The 16150-nt window shown below is 41.2% G+C and carries 22 protein-coding genes; 9 read left to right on the top strand and 13 right to left on the bottom strand.

Annotated features, from left to right (window positions below; all coding sequences use genetic code 11):
- Nucleotides 1-14 precede the first annotated feature (14 nt).
- From MHI58_RS14545 to MHI58_RS14560, 4 genes are read right to left on the bottom strand one after another with little or no spacing between them, the layout of a single operon-like run.
- Nucleotides 15-1496: an NAD(P)/FAD-dependent oxidoreductase gene (locus tag MHI58_RS14545; RefSeq protein WP_024719317.1), complete on the bottom strand. Its 1482-nt coding sequence runs from the start codon at nucleotides 1494-1496 to the stop codon at nucleotides 15-17.
- Nucleotides 1493-2620: a glycosyltransferase family 2 protein gene (locus MHI58_RS14550; RefSeq protein WP_268373025.1), complete on the bottom strand. Its 1128-nt coding sequence runs from the start codon at nucleotides 2618-2620 to the stop codon at nucleotides 1493-1495. Before MHI58_RS14550 ends, MHI58_RS14545 begins: the two co-directional genes overlap by 4 nt.
- Nucleotides 2605-3351 (bottom strand): lysophospholipid acyltransferase family protein, encoded by a 747-nt coding sequence (locus MHI58_RS14555; protein ID WP_024719319.1) that lies wholly within the window; start codon nucleotides 3349-3351, stop codon nucleotides 2605-2607. The genes MHI58_RS14550 and MHI58_RS14555 overlap by 16 nt, the downstream gene beginning before the upstream one ends.
- Nucleotides 3320-4048: a carotenoid biosynthesis protein gene (locus MHI58_RS14560; protein WP_138278910.1), complete on the bottom strand. Its 729-nt coding sequence runs from the start codon at nucleotides 4046-4048 to the stop codon at nucleotides 3320-3322. The genes MHI58_RS14555 and MHI58_RS14560 overlap by 32 nt, the downstream gene beginning before the upstream one ends.
- A gap of 173 nt (nucleotides 4049-4221) precedes the next feature.
- Between MHI58_RS14560 and MHI58_RS14565 the strand changes: the two genes are divergently transcribed.
- From MHI58_RS14565 to MHI58_RS14575, 3 genes are read left to right on the top strand one after another with little or no spacing between them, the layout of a single operon-like run.
- Nucleotides 4222-5223 carry an ABC transporter substrate-binding protein gene (locus MHI58_RS14565; protein ID WP_024719321.1) on the top strand — a complete coding sequence of 334 codons (1002 nt, stop codon included), beginning with the start codon at nucleotides 4222-4224 and terminating at the stop codon, nucleotides 5221-5223.
- Nucleotides 5224-5238: 15 nt separating this feature from the next.
- Nucleotides 5239-6009 (top strand): ABC transporter ATP-binding protein, encoded by a 771-nt coding sequence (locus MHI58_RS14570; RefSeq protein ID WP_008342956.1) that lies wholly within the window; start codon nucleotides 5239-5241, stop codon nucleotides 6007-6009.
- Complete coding sequence (locus MHI58_RS14575) at nucleotides 5996-6790, top strand: ABC transporter permease (RefSeq protein WP_007501924.1); 795 nt, start codon at nucleotides 5996-5998, stop codon at nucleotides 6788-6790. Before MHI58_RS14570 ends, MHI58_RS14575 begins: the two co-directional genes overlap by 14 nt.
- A 30-nt stretch (nucleotides 6791-6820) precedes the next feature.
- Here the strand turns inward: MHI58_RS14575 and ytkD are convergent, their stop codons facing one another.
- Entirely contained in the window at nucleotides 6821-7297 is a 477-nt protein-coding gene (gene ytkD / locus MHI58_RS14580) for an RNA deprotection pyrophosphohydrolase (protein ID WP_008342951.1), read from the bottom strand.
- 246 nt (nucleotides 7298-7543) lie between these two features.
- Between ytkD and MHI58_RS14585 the strand changes: the two genes are divergently transcribed.
- Nucleotides 7544-8197 carry a TerD family protein gene (locus MHI58_RS14585; RefSeq protein WP_039168327.1) on the top strand — a complete coding sequence of 218 codons (654 nt, stop codon included), beginning with the start codon at nucleotides 7544-7546 and terminating at the stop codon, nucleotides 8195-8197.
- A gap of 22 nt (nucleotides 8198-8219) precedes the next feature.
- Complete coding sequence (locus MHI58_RS14590; RefSeq protein ID WP_008342947.1) at nucleotides 8220-9002, top strand: AIM24 family protein; 783 nt, start codon at nucleotides 8220-8222, stop codon at nucleotides 9000-9002.
- A 193-nt stretch (nucleotides 9003-9195) separates the two neighbouring features.
- Here MHI58_RS14590 and MHI58_RS14595 read toward each other — a convergent pair whose 3' ends face one another.
- From MHI58_RS14595 to MHI58_RS14610, 4 genes are all read right to left on the bottom strand, one after another.
- Nucleotides 9196-9504 (bottom strand): hypothetical protein, encoded by a 309-nt coding sequence (locus MHI58_RS14595; RefSeq protein WP_008342945.1) that lies wholly within the window; start codon nucleotides 9502-9504, stop codon nucleotides 9196-9198.
- Between the two features lie 43 nt (nucleotides 9505-9547).
- Nucleotides 9548-9952 (bottom strand): holin family protein, encoded by a 405-nt coding sequence (locus MHI58_RS14600; protein WP_008342944.1) that lies wholly within the window; start codon nucleotides 9950-9952, stop codon nucleotides 9548-9550.
- A gap of 157 nt (nucleotides 9953-10109) precedes the next feature.
- The gene (locus MHI58_RS14605; RefSeq protein ID WP_008342942.1) at nucleotides 10110-10301 is read right to left on the bottom strand and encodes a hypothetical protein; all 192 of its coding nucleotides are present in this window, start codon (nucleotides 10299-10301) and stop codon (nucleotides 10110-10112) included.
- A 124-nt stretch (nucleotides 10302-10425) separates the two neighbouring features.
- A complete protein-coding gene (locus tag MHI58_RS14610) occupies nucleotides 10426-10863 on the bottom strand; it encodes a Dps family protein (protein WP_007501934.1) in 438 nt (145 codons plus the stop codon).
- Between the two features lie 131 nt (nucleotides 10864-10994).
- On the opposite strand from MHI58_RS14610, the gene ytzI reads away from it, so the two are divergent.
- Nucleotides 10995-11141: a YtzI protein gene (gene ytzI / locus MHI58_RS14615; RefSeq protein WP_017358370.1), complete on the top strand. Its 147-nt coding sequence runs from the start codon at nucleotides 10995-10997 to the stop codon at nucleotides 11139-11141.
- Nucleotides 11142-11149: 8 nt separating this feature from the next.
- On the opposite strand, the gene MHI58_RS14620 is transcribed toward ytzI, so the two are convergent.
- Together MHI58_RS14620 and MHI58_RS14625 are read right to left on the bottom strand one after the other, a co-directional pair.
- Nucleotides 11150-11587 carry a FixH family protein gene (locus tag MHI58_RS14620; protein WP_017358371.1) on the bottom strand — a complete coding sequence of 146 codons (438 nt, stop codon included), beginning with the start codon at nucleotides 11585-11587 and terminating at the stop codon, nucleotides 11150-11152.
- 123 nt (nucleotides 11588-11710) lie between these two features.
- Entirely contained in the window at nucleotides 11711-12184 is a 474-nt protein-coding gene (locus MHI58_RS14625; protein ID WP_008342935.1) for an S-ribosylhomocysteine lyase, read from the bottom strand.
- Between the two features lie 128 nt (nucleotides 12185-12312).
- Between MHI58_RS14625 and yidD the strand changes: the two genes are divergently transcribed.
- Entirely contained in the window at nucleotides 12313-12537 is a 225-nt protein-coding gene (gene yidD / locus MHI58_RS14630; protein WP_008342933.1) for a membrane protein insertion efficiency factor YidD, read from the top strand.
- Between the two features lies 1 nt (nucleotide 12538).
- On the opposite strand, the gene MHI58_RS14635 is transcribed toward yidD, so the two are convergent.
- The gene (locus tag MHI58_RS14635; protein ID WP_017358372.1) at nucleotides 12539-13105 is read right to left on the bottom strand and encodes a carbonic anhydrase; all 567 of its coding nucleotides are present in this window, start codon (nucleotides 13103-13105) and stop codon (nucleotides 12539-12541) included.
- Nucleotides 13106-13318: 213 nt separating this feature from the next.
- On the opposite strand from MHI58_RS14635, the gene MHI58_RS14640 reads away from it, so the two are divergent.
- Nucleotides 13319-14311, top strand: a complete 993-nt coding sequence (locus MHI58_RS14640; protein ID WP_024719324.1) for a metal ABC transporter solute-binding protein, Zn/Mn family — start codon at nucleotides 13319-13321, stop codon at nucleotides 14309-14311.
- A gap of 77 nt (nucleotides 14312-14388) precedes the next feature.
- Here MHI58_RS14640 and MHI58_RS14645 read toward each other — a convergent pair whose 3' ends face one another.
- The gene (locus MHI58_RS14645) at nucleotides 14389-14631 is read right to left on the bottom strand and encodes a type B 50S ribosomal protein L31 (protein WP_024720420.1); all 243 of its coding nucleotides are present in this window, start codon (nucleotides 14629-14631) and stop codon (nucleotides 14389-14391) included.
- 176 nt (nucleotides 14632-14807) lie between these two features.
- Between MHI58_RS14645 and MHI58_RS14650 the strand changes: the two genes are divergently transcribed.
- On the top strand, nucleotides 14808-16139 hold the full coding sequence (locus MHI58_RS14650) for a cytochrome ubiquinol oxidase subunit I (protein WP_017358375.1): 1332 nt from the start codon (nucleotides 14808-14810) through the stop codon (nucleotides 16137-16139).
- Nucleotides 16140-16150 lie beyond the last annotated feature (11 nt).

A 16150-nucleotide genomic window follows, 5' to 3' on the forward strand; every position in this document is an offset into this window, starting at 1 on the left:
CTTTTCATTCGGTGTTACGTCAAATGCTTGATAATGGCCTCTGCGACGAGCTGTCCTGATTTTGTCACCATCGGAGTGCCGCCGCCTGGATGACTTGTGCCGCCAACAAACCAAAGTCCTTCAATATCCTTTGATTGATTATTGATGCGAAAAAATGCCTGCTTGAACGAGTTTGACGACATGCCATAAATGGCCCCATGATACGCTCCCGTTTTTTGCTGCAAATCAAGCGGGGTTTGTACCGCTTCAAATTCTACAAGCTGGTCAAGGTCAAAGAGACCCTTTTCCTTTAGTTTTGTTTTCATATGCTGGCCATATGTCTCCTTTAGCATGTCCCAATTTTGCTCTTTTGTCACATATGGCGCATTGGCCAATACAAACAAGTTACTTCTTCCTGGTCCTCCGCTTAAAGCTGGCTCTGAATGACCTGAATAACAGATGTAAAGCGTCGGATCATGAGGAAGCTGTTTTTTCTGAAAAATATCCTTGAATTCTTGTTCATAATTCTCTGGAAAAAACACGTTGTGATGAGACAGTTGTTCATAGACTTTAGGGACGCCCAACAAAAGAACAAAACCTGATAACGATGGCTCAATGTTTGCCAGTTTTTGATTTCCAAAGCTCGGGCGGTCTTCTTCATCAATTAATTGGCGATAAACAGTCAGTGCATCTGCCCCCGCAATGACTTGGTCTGCCTCATATAACTGCTGATCTGTTTCAACTCCTTGGATTCGCTTATTCTTTACATGAATCTTTTTGACTGATTCATTGAGATGAATTTGGACACCCAATTCCTTTGCCAGTGTCTCAAATGCCTCAACTAAACGATACGTACCGCCCTTAATACCATAAATGCCTTTTTCTCCTTCTAAATAAGCCATCATATTAAAAATAGCAGGTGCCTCGTATGGAGAAGAGCCAATGTAAGTCGCATACCGGCCAAACATCGCCAATGTATGAGGATGACGAAAATATTGACGCAGCAAGCGCTGAACAGATGTAAAAGGTTTGACAGCAAGAAGGGCTTTCATTAGCTTGACATCCGCTTTATCCTTCCAGGTCAATAATAAACGATTTAAAAACTGATCCTCTGCCATTTGAAAAAGCTTCTTCGATTCCTGTAAAAATGTCCGGTATTGCTGTGCATCCTCTGGACTAAAAACTGCAATTTGTGATTCCATTTGCTCAATATCTGGCGTAAACTCGACCGTATGTCCATCTGAAAAAACGTTTTTAGTAAGGGGGAAAATCGGATAAAACGTCACATAATCCTCCATTCGTCTATGACAGGAGGTAAATACTTCCTCAAAATACGCCTTCATTGTAATGGTACTTGGTCCTAAATCAAAAGAGTAGCCAGACGCTTGATGGCGTTGTAATTTCCCGCCTAAAGAAGCTTCTTTTTCTAAAATGGTGACCTGGAAACCGCGTGACTGTAAGCGAATCGCAGCCGATAACCCGCCAAGTCCGCCGCCAATAATGATCACTTTTTTCATTCGTACCTTCTTCCTTTCCATTCATAGCCTTCTTTTTTCAGCCCAATTTTCATAGAAGCAAAACCAATGGCAATCAGGCTCATGATACTGACAGGCAATAAAAAGGCCATCGTAGACGTTCTTCCATTTTCGATATCAATGACCGCTTTAATGGATACACCCAGCCCGTAGCAAAGAAGGGCTAAACAGAGATTGACCACATCAAAATGAATCAGTGCGATCATAAAGCAAATAACAGGAACTACATAAAGGACGGAGTATAAACAAAAGACACTGCTTAACAAAGCAATGTTTCGATTCACTCCCGGGAACAAATTTTTCCGATATCCTTCCCATACTTCCTGTCCACTCTCATACATTCTCATGTAGACAAAAGAATGAATACTTGCCAGTGTGAACGGAAAGCCCTTCGCTTTCACTCGTTTAGCCAAAGCCATATCATCCACAAGAGAATCCTTGATCGCTTCATGACCACCTATTTCGTGATAACAGTTCTTTTCAATGGCAATAAAGCCGCCATGTGCTGCAGCAAAAGCGGGATGTTGAGATGTTCTGACCCACTTCACTGGCAGATGACAGCCAATCGTAAACATCATCATAGGAACGACAAGATGCTCAAAAGGCGTTCCCGTTTTTTGCTCTGGGAAACCTGAAAGCATGCCCGTTTTTTGTATGCATAACTGCTTGTACACCGCTTCAATAGCTCCTTGCTTTAAGCGGACATCTGCATCTAAAAATAACAGCCAATCAGAAGATGCTGCCTCAGCAAGCTGGGAACAAGCATATGATTTTCCAAGCCAGCCGCGCTTCAATACTTGACCTGACTGCACACGAATCCATGGATATGTCTCTGCGAAGCCCTCTGCAATCATTCTCGTCTGATCTGTCGAGTGATCATCCAGCACGATCAACTCTTTCGGATGGAGACGCTGATCAACAATCGACTGAAGGCAAGCTTCCAGCCGTTTTTCTTCATTTCTCGCTGGAATGAGGATCGATAATGAAATGGGGTCATCAGGTGAAAGAGATGCCGGCTTGAGTACAGGAAATTGCTTCATATTCCAAATCGTAAACATCAATTGGCAGAGCAGCAAAACACTGATGACAATTAAGAAGATCGCCATGTTTTCACCCACTTTTTAAAGGAATCAAACGCATCACTAGTTGACCGGCTTGTCCTTGTCACCTGCCTAAATTGTTCGTTTGTTGAAAAATCTGGATCAGCAATAACCTGTGCTTGATGTGCGTTTAACTGTGTTTCAAGCAGGTCTCCGAGTAAACTTGTTACTTCCTTACTCCGAAGTGATCCGCCAGCTACTAGGACATCTTCTCCAAATTCAACCGATACCGTCGGTTTTTGAAATTGATTAAATGTATAATGCAGCGTCACAGGTTTGATGACGACCTGCTCAAATTGCCTGACTAAAAAAGAAGCTCCGCCTTCCAGTTCAAGCGGCCTTATGTCTTGGTGCATAATTTTCCCCTGCGGGAAGAGCCACACAGCCCCGCCAGCCTCCATCTTCTCCTTTGCGGTCATTAATGCCTGCTTGACACTTTTCAGCTTCTCTTTATGAACTGGAAATGCACCAAGTTTTTGAAAAAAAGCATATTGCTTCAACTGCTTCTCTTCCATCATCATGGCATGATCCAGCTCAGACATTTGTTCTATTAAAAGAAAAATGATCAGTCCATCCCACCATGAACTGTGATTAGCAAGATAAAGAACAGGATGCTTCTCCTTTGGGTCAACCGTACCTTTCATCATGACACAGCGAAAATGTTTGTTCAGTAAATATCGTTCAAGATAAAAATAAAAGAATCGTCTAAACGATCGGTTTTTGTCGCTTTCTTTCAAATCGAACCCTTCCTTCACACAAGATGACAATGATCAGTGCTAAATAAAAAATGACATCCAGCCCGCCCTTTAATGCTAAAAGACCAAAGAAGAACACCATGGCCTGATAAATACGCCCATTCCAGCGCAATGCCTGCTGATCAATTGATATAAGCGGGAACAGAAATGAAAGTCCTGCTCCAATGATACCCCAGCTGACAAAATTCTCAAAAGGGATACCAAAGAAACCTCCGCCGTCATACCACACCCAAAACTTTCGTTCAGCCGCTACCGGATCTAATATGAGATCAAGCAGTACAATCCATATACCCGTTTCGACGGCTCGTTTCCACTTCGATTGTTGTCTTGATAAAAAAAGACTATTTAAAAACACCCCAACCCATGCAAAAGCGATCGTCAAAGGCACTCCAGCCACAAGAAATCCAAGCGTCGGATAATAATCATAGGCCCCAAATGGAAAATCAGTTGTGATCCCCACCCATTCAACTGTAAACGTCAACACACCCACAATGGCTGCTCTTACGATCACAAAGCTCCATGCCCCGTAAATATTTCGGCCAATCTCAATGACGCAGCAGGCGTAAAGCACAAGAAAGATACCATTCGCAAACTGAAGCCATGCCGGCACTTCAAAAAAGACCATTAAAATAAGACCTACTACATACCAACCAACAAATACCCAACTCAATCTATACACGAAACCGCTCCTTTATTTCTGCCAAATTCAAGAAAGCATTCATGCTTCTAGTATAGAAAAAAAGACACGTTCTATAAATAAACAATGCGCTTCTTATTTCATCTAGGCACTCACCAAAAATCCCTTTTGACATACTTTAATTAGTGATCTAGAACAAAGGAGGCGAATTACTCTTGAATCGTTCCATTAAAGTCAGACTGGCATTCATATTCGTTGTCCTGCTCTTTATTCCATTTGTCGCCTGTAAAAAAGACCAAGAGCAGACCGTACAAGTAGCCGAGGTGACCCATTCGGTCTTTTATGCACCGCTTTATGTCGCCCTATCCGAAGGATTTTTCAAAGATGAAGGCTTAGAGGTTGAATTAAAAACCACTTGGGGCGGCGATAAAACAATGACAGCTCTCTTATCCGGCGGCGCTGATATCGCTCTGACCGGATCTGAATCTTCTATTTATGTGGAAGCACAAGACACGAAAGACTCTGTCATGAACTTTGCACAGCTGACACAAACAGACGGTACATTTCTTGTTTCAAGGGAAAAAATCAATCAATTTTCTTGGGATCAATTGAAAGGAAAAGACTTTCTCGGACAACGGAAAGGCGGCATGCCGCAAATGGTCGGTGAATATGTCCTGAAAAAAGAAGGCATTGATTTGAAACAAGATCTTCGCATGATTCAAAATATTGATTTTGCCAACATTTCAGGTGCTTTTTCCTCTGGAACTGGCGATTTTGTGCAGTTATTCGAACCGACAGCTTCCTTAATTGAAAAAGAAGGCAAAGGGTACATTACCGCCTCCTTTGGTGAGGCTTCCGGCAAGGTGCCTTATACCACCTTTATGGCAAAGAAGAGTTACTTAGAAGAAAACAAAGAGACAGCTGAAGCCTTTACTCGTGCCATTTACAAAGCGCAAAAATGGGTCAAAGCAAAGAGCCCTGAGGAGATTGCCAAGACAATCCAATCTCAATTTCCTGATACAGACCTTGATGTCTTATCAACAGCTATCAAACGCTACAAACAGCAGAACTCCTATGCAACAGATCCCCTTCTAAATGAAGAGGAATGGAACAAATTACAGGAAATCATGAAGGCAAGTGGTGAACTGCCGGAATTTATCCCGTACAAACAACTTGTCGATTCATCCATTGCCAAGAAGGTCACAGATCACAAATAGAACAGGAGGTAGCACATGTCTTTCCTTCAAATTGACCATGTGACCCACACGTACTTCTCTTTAAAAGAAAAAACAACGGCCATACAGCACATCAATATGGAGATCACTCAAGGTGAATTCATCTCATTTATTGGTCCTAGCGGCTGCGGGAAAACAACCTTGCTTTCCATCATCGCAGGCATTACGCCACCCTCTGAAGGTCGAATTTTAATCGAAGGAAAAGAACCGAATCAACAGGAGCATCAAATCGGTTATATGCTCCAGCAAGATTATTTGTTCCCATGGAAAACGATCAAAGAAAATGTCATTCTCGGGTTAAAAATTGCAAAACAAGATTCACATGAAGCCACCTCAGCTGCCCTGAGCTTACTGCCAAAGCTTGGACTCAATGATGTCGAAGAAAAATACCCGAAAGAGCTGTCAGGCGGGATGAGGCAACGTGCGGCTCTCGCCCGAACGCTTGCAGTTGATCCCGGTCTGCTTCTGCTAGATGAGCCATTTTCAGCACTAGATTACCAGACGAAACTGACATTAGAAGACCTCGTCTTTCACACATTAAAAAACTACCAAAAAACGGCTGTTCTTGTCACGCATGACATCGGCGAAGCCATTGCGATGAGTGATCGCATTTTCTTATTCTCAAAGCATCCCGGCTCTATCCAGCGAATGTTTACCGTTCCCGATGATCTGAGGACGCTCTCTCCTTTTGAAGCGAGACAGACAGCCAGTTTCCAAGAGCTCTTTCAAACGATTTGGAAGGAGCTGAAGACAGTTGAAACACAGTGATCTTTTACATGAAGCCTATCGAAAAAAAGTTCGAATGGAAAAACGCATGACGCGAGTCTACCAGTTGATCATTTTCGCCAGTTTCTTTTCACTTTGGGAGCTTGCGAGCCATTTCAGACTGATTGACCCGCTCATTTTCAGTTCACCATCTGCCGTCTGCCAATTGTTTGTACAAAAATTATCAGATGGTTCATTAATTAATCATATGAGCATTACGCTATTTGAAACAGTGCTCGGCTTTCTACTTGGTACTTTTTGCGGCATTTTATTAGCCGCCGCCTTATGGTGGTCCACCCGTCTTGCAAATGTTCTAGATCCTTATTTGGTTATTTTAAATGCGATGCCGAAAGTCGCTCTCGCCCCCATTTTAATTGTTGCCCTTGGACCAGGCATGATCAGCATTGTCGCGATGGGTGCCATTATCAGTGTGATCATTACCACCATCGTCATTTATACAGCCTTTCAAGAAGTCGATGAGAATTATTTAAAAGTCATGAAAACCTTTGGCGCGAAAAAAAGAACGGTCTTCCGTGAGGTCATTTTGCCAGCAAGTATTCCAACGATGATCTCTGCCATTAAGGTCAATGTTGGTCTTTCTTGGGTTGGGGTCATTGTGGGAGAATTCCTTGTTTCCTCAAAAGGACTCGGCTATATGATCATCTATGGCTTTCAAGTCTTCAACTTTACACTCGTGTTCTTAAGTCTTTTCATTATCGCCGTCTTCGCCACCATCATGTATCAGCTTGTTGAATGGCTAGAGCGCCGTTTTCTGCAAAAATAAAAAGCGCAGGGTCATTTCCCTACGCTTTTTTTAACGAATCAAACCGTTCTTTTCTAAATAAGCAAGACTTTGCCTCAAGACATCATCTTTCATAATAAAACTGAAATTTTTATTTTTTGCGATGGATCTTGGTAAGTCTGCGAAAAGAACGGGTCCTTTCGTTTCAAAATACGTGTCCTGCTTGACGAGCCTTTCAATATCGGCGAAATAAATATTTTTGACAATGACTTTCTCTCTGCCAAGCACCTGATATTGACCAATATACGTTAATTCACGAACAACAGCACCCGTCTCTTCGTGAATCTCTCGTATAGCGGCTTGATCTGCTTCTTCATTTGGCTCTACTTTCCCTCCTGGAAACTCGTAGCCTCGATCCTCATGTTCAGTAAGTAACCATTTTCCTTGATAGCGGCAAATAGCCCAAACATGCTTAGGATGACTTGAAAAAGGCTGCTCTTCAAAAGAGAGCTTGACCGTATTATGATAATAATCTTTAAATACATGCATGTGAAATCCCTCATATCCTGTCCTTGCTTCTTGTAAAACATCATACCACAGATCACATTTCTCTGAAGAATTTTTATGAAAAGTGAAACAAACGAGTGCTTCTATCTCGTCTGTATGTAAAATAAGTATTCTTGCTAAAACCTTTTTATCATCTCCATCCTCATCCCATTTTAATCATGAAACCTTTTGCCCATGATGACGTAAATCAATAAGTGTTTGTCCTACACAGACGAGGAGGAAACCAACATGAGCATCACAAATGGATCAAAACAAGAAAATAACAAAGCATGGCCAATGAGGCAACACGAGAAAGAAGACGCTTCTCTTGAGGCAGTGAAGAAACACCTCATGAAAGGACAAAAGTTAGATTTAACAAAAGACAATCCAAATGTAGATCAAATTCATATCGGACTTGGCTGGGACTTATCTGGTCAGCCAATTGATTTAGATACGCAAGTGTTTCTTTTAAATGAAGAGGACAAGCTTCTGTCTCCAAAACACCTGATCTATTATCATCAGCAGCAAAGCTTAGATGGAGCTGTTCGCCATCTAGGTGATCATCAGGTCGGCGGAGGCCATCGGGATAATGAGATCATCATTATGCAGCTGAGCAGAGTCTCACCCGATATTCAGAAAATCGTCGTAACAGCCACGATACATGATGCACACGAGCGGGCACATCATTTTGGACAGGTGACCAATGCCTACTTGCGCCTTTCAGATCAAATCACACAACAGGAGATTTGTACCTTTCAGTTAACAGAGGATTATTCATTTTGTACATCCATCATTTGTGCTGAACTAACGAGAGTTGAGAACGAATGGAAAATCACCGCAACCGGACAAGGTACGACCCTTGATTTAAACGACCTATGCCGCATCTACGGATTCACATCTTGACAAAGAAAAGGAGCTGGCACAAATGGGATTTCATTTCAACACGATCGAAGAACTGACCTTACAAGCAGAAGGCAACGGGATCTTTTTTGCCAAAAAAGGCGCTATGATTGCCGATCAAGGTACATTTCAATACCGTAAACGATTACTTGGGACGAATAAAGGGAATATGGTCAGCCAAGTATTTAATCATATTAGCAGAAAATTAACAGGTGAAAACCTTGAGATGATGGAAGTGAGTGGACAAGGCACTTGCTACTTGGCTGATTCTAGCGAGCATGTGACCGTCATCAATCTTGAGCCGAACGGTCCTTGGCAACATGTTAGCGTGGAAAGTGAAGATTTACTTGCCTTTACTGAAGAATGTCACTATGGCGTGACACCAGTAGGCGTTGGGATTTTATCACAGAAAGGGCTATTTACTTCAAAGCTCTCGTATCAAGGTCACGGGGCGCAGGTTGCCATCAAAACAAATGGAAACCCGCTGATTTTAAAAGCACCTTGCCGTGTAGATCCTGACGCCATTGTCGCTTGGACGGGCAAAGCACCGAAAGTCAAATTAGATGTGAACTGGAAAACGTTCATTGGACAAACATCAGGCGAATCCTACTTGTTTGAATTTCATGAACAGGACCAAATTGTGATTATCCAGCCATCTGAACGAACATCTGGAATGCGGGTCGGGATAGATGATAACCGGTACAAACCCCAGAGTCAGAGTACCTCACACGAAATCACCAACTCACAGCAGGAAAATAGAGGCGGAATCAGTGATCTAATCGGCGGTATCTTACAGCCTCGAAAATAAAAGTATGTAGAATGTCTCTACATACTTTCAGATCGTTGACAAAAGGCTAAAATGAACTTTCTTTTAGCCTTTTGTCTTCTTTTCAGCGTGATAGAAAACCAATGCAGTCTAGGAAAAACGAGTACTGGCGCGGAGCGAATTTGACATTCATGAGCACCTGACAAAGGATGCGAGGGTTTGTCTACATGCTTTTTCAATTCATCAGTCCATTGGTCTCAATAAAGTTCTTTGTCTCTTCGTTACCGAGATCATGAATCATCGAGTAAATCTCTTTTCTTTTCCTATCCATTTCGTCGTTTGGACTATCATAATGATATTCAAGAAATGGAACATGCGCCCGAAAAAAACCTTTCCAATCTGTCATATACTGTTCATCAAAATACTCTCTTAACTGCAAGATTTGGTCATCATCTGCTTCTATCTGAAATTGCCAAGCAGCCGCGTCTCTGTGCTGTGAGATTGATCCGTCTTGAACGGATACATAGTATGTGTGTCTCGCCATCTGATTCATCCTTTTTCCTTTAGTATGACCAGATATGAAGAAATTACGGCTTTTTGCGCAATTTATTTTTAATCATGTCTAACACATCAATAAACAACTGTGGAATGGGAATTCCGAGAGCTCTGGCTGTTGAGACAATCTGGTACGATTCATAAATAATATAAAAGATGAGCGCTAAATCCTTAATTGTCCCCCCAGTCTTCAGCATGACATCGAAGAAATGTGCCATGGATATTAAAGAGATCGTCACAACCTTTCGAACAAGCCTGGTCAAAAAACGCTTCATCGTAAGTTGTCCAGTCACAGATTCTCTTAGGCTTGAACAAATTAATTCTATAGCCATGAGTGTCACTAATATCATGAGTAAATATCCTGCTCCACCAAACAGAAAGCCCATTGCCGACAAACTGACTGTAAACAACGAAAAGATGCCTAAATCCTTGCTCACTTGGCATCAACATCCTTTCATAGTGGAACTTCTTACCTCAATAGTATATGCCGCATTTGATGAATAGCTTGGACGACAAAAAATAAAGGCATGGTTAGCTGTTCAAAAAATTCGTGAAGCGCATAAAAAGAGCCGCCTGTGACGGCGGCTTTCTTGGTTAAACTCTGACATCAATAAACGTAGCGTCTGAATCTTTGGGCTGAACAGCTTGAGGCTGCTGCTGCACTTGATCGAGCATCACCATGGCTTGGGCTGTGTTCGTGGCAAGCTGTGAATTCAATAAACTGATATTAAGTGTTTTTTGAATACTCGCCACTTGCTGGCTCATCATTCCTGCAATTGAGGACATCTTCTCCCCTCCCTTCCCTTTTCTCTTCGGCTGAAAGCCCCATCAATTCAATGGGCTGTCTGTCACAAATCCACAAAAAAAGAATGCCGATCTGTTTGATGATCGACATTCCTTTCACATTCGCTTATCCTAAGTATGCTTTTAGCATCCAGTTGTGTTTTTCAATGGATTGATGAATCGCAAGCAGCATATCGCCTGTTGTTTCATCGCCAACTTCTGCAGCCAGCTCCATGCCTCGCTTAAGTTCTTCTGCAATATTAGAGAAATCATCATACAGATTTTTCACCATTTGCTCGGCTGATTCATTGCCTTCCGCTTCTTGAATGCTAGAAATTTCTAAGCACTCTTTCATTGTCGCAACAGGTTGTCCATTTAAAGCAAGCATACGCTCAGCCAAATCATCAATGTATGTCGCTGTTTCTGTATAAAGTTCCTCGAATTTTTCATGGAGTGTAAAGAAATCTTTTCCCTTTACATACCAGTGATAGTTATGTAATTTTACGTAAAGCACAGTCCAATCTGCTACTTGTTTATTGACGACGTTTAATAATTTTTCAGACATGTTGATTCCTCCTTATGTAGTTGCGTTTAGTATGGGATTACCCTTTTTTTATTATACTGAAACCTGCCATCATTTTCTTCTATTTTGACCGCATGAAATATATGTTAATATGGAAATAAGGAGGGAGTTAGATGCTGTTACTTGGGATTATCAGCTTTATCATTATCTCAATCGTTGTCTTTTTATCACTGTGGACGACATCAAAGGCTTATGATTACAAGCATAAAGTCGATTCACCACAGGATGCTGAACCAAACCAACGTCCTAACCCAAAATAAAACCGCTTTCAATGATGTGAGGTATCTTCTTCTTCAGTAGATGAACTCTCTTTTTTCACATCACCTACATGGATGTTTGTCTTCGGCATATTATGCTGCTGTTTAGCTGTCACATGGACTTGTATGATATAAAGGCCATCTTGTTTGAAAGCTGTATGCAATTCATATACACCTTTCTCCTTTTTCTTTGGCTGAATCATCTTGCTGTTATCCTTGTCGCCATCTTTCCACACTTCAAATTGAACATCATCTGCATCATCAACAGGCGTATCACCATATGTGACAGCTGCTTTTACGATAACGTTTTCATTTTTCTCCACTTGCTCCGGCCCTGTTAGTTTGACTTCTAATAGCTCAGGCACTTCTCCCTTGTCATTGCTCGCTGCCGAGTTTCCACATGCACTAAGTAATGCGAGCATCAAAATGATTCCTACCATTTTCCGCATTCGTGTATCCCCCTTTTTTTACTGACATGTCCATTTTAACAAATATCCCCTATTTTAACAGCTCTCGTTTCATTTCATATAAAAAACCGGACATTCAATATGTCCGGTTCATCATCTTACTGATTATCCAAATACTTTTAATAGCTCTTCTTGATCCTGAGACAGCCAGAAACGCATTAAACGTTTTGCTCCTTCAAGATCATGAAGCTTCGCTTGACCGCACTGCTCTTCATTTGCAGCAGGAATTTCTGTTACTTCCACTGCATCTTTGAATGTTGCATCAAGCAGTTCAACGATCTCTCTTGGTGTCGGTGCACCGCTGACAACTAAATAGTAGCCAGTCTGGCAGCCCATTGGAGAAATATCAATGATATCAAAATGATCGTATTTCTCTGAGTGTGTTCTAATATTAAACGCAAGTAAATGCTCTAATGTATGAATCGTATCAGGTTTCATTGCCTGCTTGTTTGGCTGACAAAAACGGATATCAAATTTGTTCACTTCCCCATCTGATCCCACTTTATGAACGCCGCAATGACGAACGTAAGGTGCTTTTACAGCATTATGGTCAAGTTCAAAGCTTTCGACTGAAGGCATTAATCACCACTCCTATAATTGCAATTTCCTATATTATAACATATTGTTCCGACCAGTTTAGTTTATAAAACTTCCCTTCCTTGTCCTTTTTTCTTATACTGTGAAAAGACAGACAAGGAGGAACCTCTATGAAACAAATTTTTATCGGCATCATTCGCTTTTATCAAAAATGCATTTCCCCTCTAACACCGCCGAGCTGCAGGTTTTACCCCACTTGCTCAAACTACGGGCTAGAGGCGATCAAAACGCATGGCGCTTTAAAAGGCGGCTGGCTCACGATTAAGCGAATTTTAAAATGTCACCCGCTGCATCCTGGAGGCATGGATCCGGTCCCGCCTAAAAAGGAAAAATAACTTACTTTTCTTCATAACCATTGACAACTAAGTCAAGCTTACCTGTTCCAGGATCAATGACAAGACCATGTACAGGCACATCAGATGGAAGAAGCGGATGATTTTTAACGACAGATACACTGTCTTTCACACTTTCTTCAACTGAGCTAAAGCTTTTGAGCCACTGTTGAAAATCGATTCCTGAGTATTCCAGTACTTCAATCCGTTTTTCTGGAATACCACGCTCAATGGCTTTATTTAAGAGTGTTTCGCTGTCTATTTTACTCATCCCGCAATCGTGATGCCCAATGACGTACACCTCGTCAGCATTCAATTCATAAACAGCCACTAAAATGCTTCGCATAATACTTCCAAATGGGTGAGAAACAAGAGCGCCAGCACTTTTGACAATTTTAATATCGCCATTTTTCATGTTCATGGCGCGTGGAAGCAGTTCAACAAGTCTTGTATCCATACATGATAGAATGACAGCTTTTTTCTGTGGAAACTTCGTTGTTGTAAACTCTTCATATCGCTTCTCTTCAATAAATTGTTGGTTATATTCGATGATTTCGTCTAAAAGTTTCATAAGTTTGTCCATTCCTTTTTCTTTTTTTAAAAATAAATATAGCACAATGTTTTAAATTTCGTCACGTTTTGACGTCTATTTTTTTAGAGGAAACATCTTCTGATGAAAATTTTTTATTTTCCTCTTTTCAAATCGTAATTATTACGATACAATAACTCAGGACATTAAATCGTAATTATTTCTATCTAATAGGTTGAGAGGAGACATTCTTAGATGAAAAAAATCTTTTTTATTTTAACAGCTGCTTTATTAGCGGTCGGTCTTGCCGCTTGCTCAAGCAGTGCGGGGACAAATGCTTCAAAAGGAAAAGCAGACGGGAAATTAACCATTTACACGACGATCTTCCCTATTCAAGATTTCACTGAAAAAATTGGCGGCTCTCACGTGAACGCTCAAAGTGTGTACCCTGCCAATGCAGATGCACACAGCTTTGAACCAAGTTCAAAAACGATGGTTGAAATGGCTGAAGGAGATGCCTTTATTTACAGCGGAACAGGTGCTGAAGCATTTGCTGATAAAACGGCTTCTACATTAAAAGACCAAGGCGTGAAAACAGTGAAAGCAGCCGAAGGCATCAAGCTATTATCAACACAAGAAGAACATGCTCATGAAGAAGGGGAGGACCATGATCACGATCATGAAGGTGAAGATCATGACCATGATGGACACGACCACGGAGATAAAGATCCCCATGCATGGCTAGACCCTGTTTATGCACAGCAAATGGCAAAAAACATTAAAGACACACTCGTTTCACTAGATCCAGATCATAAAGACGAATACACAAAAAACTATGAATCACTAAAAAAAGAATTACAATCGTTAGATCAGGAATTCAAAACAACGTTATCTAAAGCAGAACATAAAGAAATTCTTGTTTCTCACGCAGCATACGGCTACTGGGAAAAACGCTATGGCATTGAGCAAATCAGTGTACTAGGACTCTCTGCTTCTGAAGAGCCTTCCCAAAAACAGCTTGAAAATATCGTACAACAGGCAGAAAAGCATCACATCAAGTATGTCATTTTTGAAAATAACGTCAGCAGTAAAGTATCAGATACGATTCGCAGTGAAATTGGGGCAAAAAGCCTTACACTGAAAAATCTAGAATCCATTACAGAAGATGATGCTAAAAATGGCGAAAGCTATGTCAGCTTAATGAAACAAAATTTAAACACATTAAAAACAGCTTTAAATGTTGAATGAATTCATGAACCCCGTGCGATCAGCCGGGGTTTTTTACTGCACAAAAAAACACACCATGATCAGGTGTGTTTCTTTGTTTACATTTGATATTTTTTCTTAAACTGCTCCGCTCTGCCGCCTTTTTCTCCGAATTTCTGGCGTCCTGTATAAAATGGATGCGTATCAGAGCTTGTCTCTACTTTAATGACAGGATAAGTCTTCCCATCTTCCCACTCTACGGTCTCATGTGATGTCTTTGTTGATCTACTTAAGAAGCGGTAACCGCTGTTTACGTCCATAAATACAACTTCATGTGAGGTTGGATGAATATTTCTTTTCAATGTCAAAACTCCCTTCATCATTAAAACGTAATGATTACGTTTTATAGTTATATTCTACTCCCCCCTTTTACAACTTGTCAAAAAACAAGCTTTCTTAGTCAGGAAGAATAATCTAAAAATGGTGGAGAATAATAAACACCATCAAAAGAGATGCGATAAGAAAGGCGGAGAAAAAATTGACTGATCTCGTTTTAGCTAGAAGTCTGTTCGGCACAACAATGGGCTTCCATATTATTTATGCCTCGCTTGGCGTAGGCATCCCGCTAATGATTTTGTTAGCTGAACTCATCTTTCAAAAAACGAAGGACCCGCATTATGCCATCATGGCCAAACGATGGACAAAAGCGCAGGCTGTTCTGTTAGGTGTTGCCATTCCAACCGGTACCATTGCTGGTACGCAGCTTGCCCTTCTATGGCCTGGTTTTATGGAGGTCATCGGAAAAGTCATGTCACTGCCATTTCAAATAGAAATTTATGCTTTCTTTATTGAAGCATTATTTATGTCTATTTATGTGTACGCAGCAGATCGTTTATCACCAGCCATGCGCATCATTACCGTTATTTTCGTTGTCATTGGTGCAGCAGCTTCAGCGATTCTCATTACAAACGTACATGCTTTTGAAGGAACACCCGCTGGCTTTCAAATGGTCAATGGAGAAATAACGAATATCGAACCTTGGAAGGCATTTTTCAATCCTAGTTTTGTTGTAACTGCTACTCACGTCGTACTGTCTGCTTTTACAACAGGCGCTTTTGTCATTGCTTCTGTCGCTGCATTTAAAATGTTGAAAACAAGAAAAAACGAAAAGCTCTATACCTTTCATCGAAAAGCCCTTTTTCTCGGACTGATTGTAGGCGGACTTTTCTCTTTTCTCACAGCCTTAAACGGTCACGAATCAGCTCAGCTTCTGTATGAATATCAGCCTGAAAAATTAGCGGGTGCTGAAGGTTTATTTGAAACGCAATCACATGCGCCTCTAGCCATTGGCGGTTTTACTGATGCCAATACGCAAGAAATCAAAGGAGCTATCGAAATCCCTTGGGCACTTAGTTTTCTTGCAGGAAATAGCTTTGATACTGTGGTTAAAGGGTTAAATGATTTTCCTAGGGACGAGTGGCCGCCTTTATTTATTCACACATTATTTAACGGAATGGTCATTATCGGCTCATTGCTCATTTTCTTTGCTGTGTTAGCACTGTTTTACCGCAAAATTTTAAAACGCGACCATTATCCAAAATGGCTGCTTGTCCTTTATTTATTTGGCGGGCCTCTTAGTCTTTTGGCGATTGAATTTGGCTGGATCTTTGCCTGTACAGGCCGTCAGCCATGGGTGATTTATCGAATGCTCAAAACCTCTGAAGTCGTCACATCATCAGGATCTATCGGTACACTTTTCATCCTTTTTGCCATTGTCTATCTCATTTTAGGCATCGCAACTGTGATTGTACTGACGTACTACTTTAGAAAACATTCAATTGAAGAAGACTTACGGTTAACAGAATCTTAAAAAGGGAGCGA

Origin of the sequence: Bacillus sp. FSL K6-2869, assembly GCF_040869405.1 — a bacterium.
Taxonomy (GTDB): Bacteria; Bacillota; Bacilli; order Bacillales; family Bacillaceae; genus Bacillus; species Bacillus altitudinis.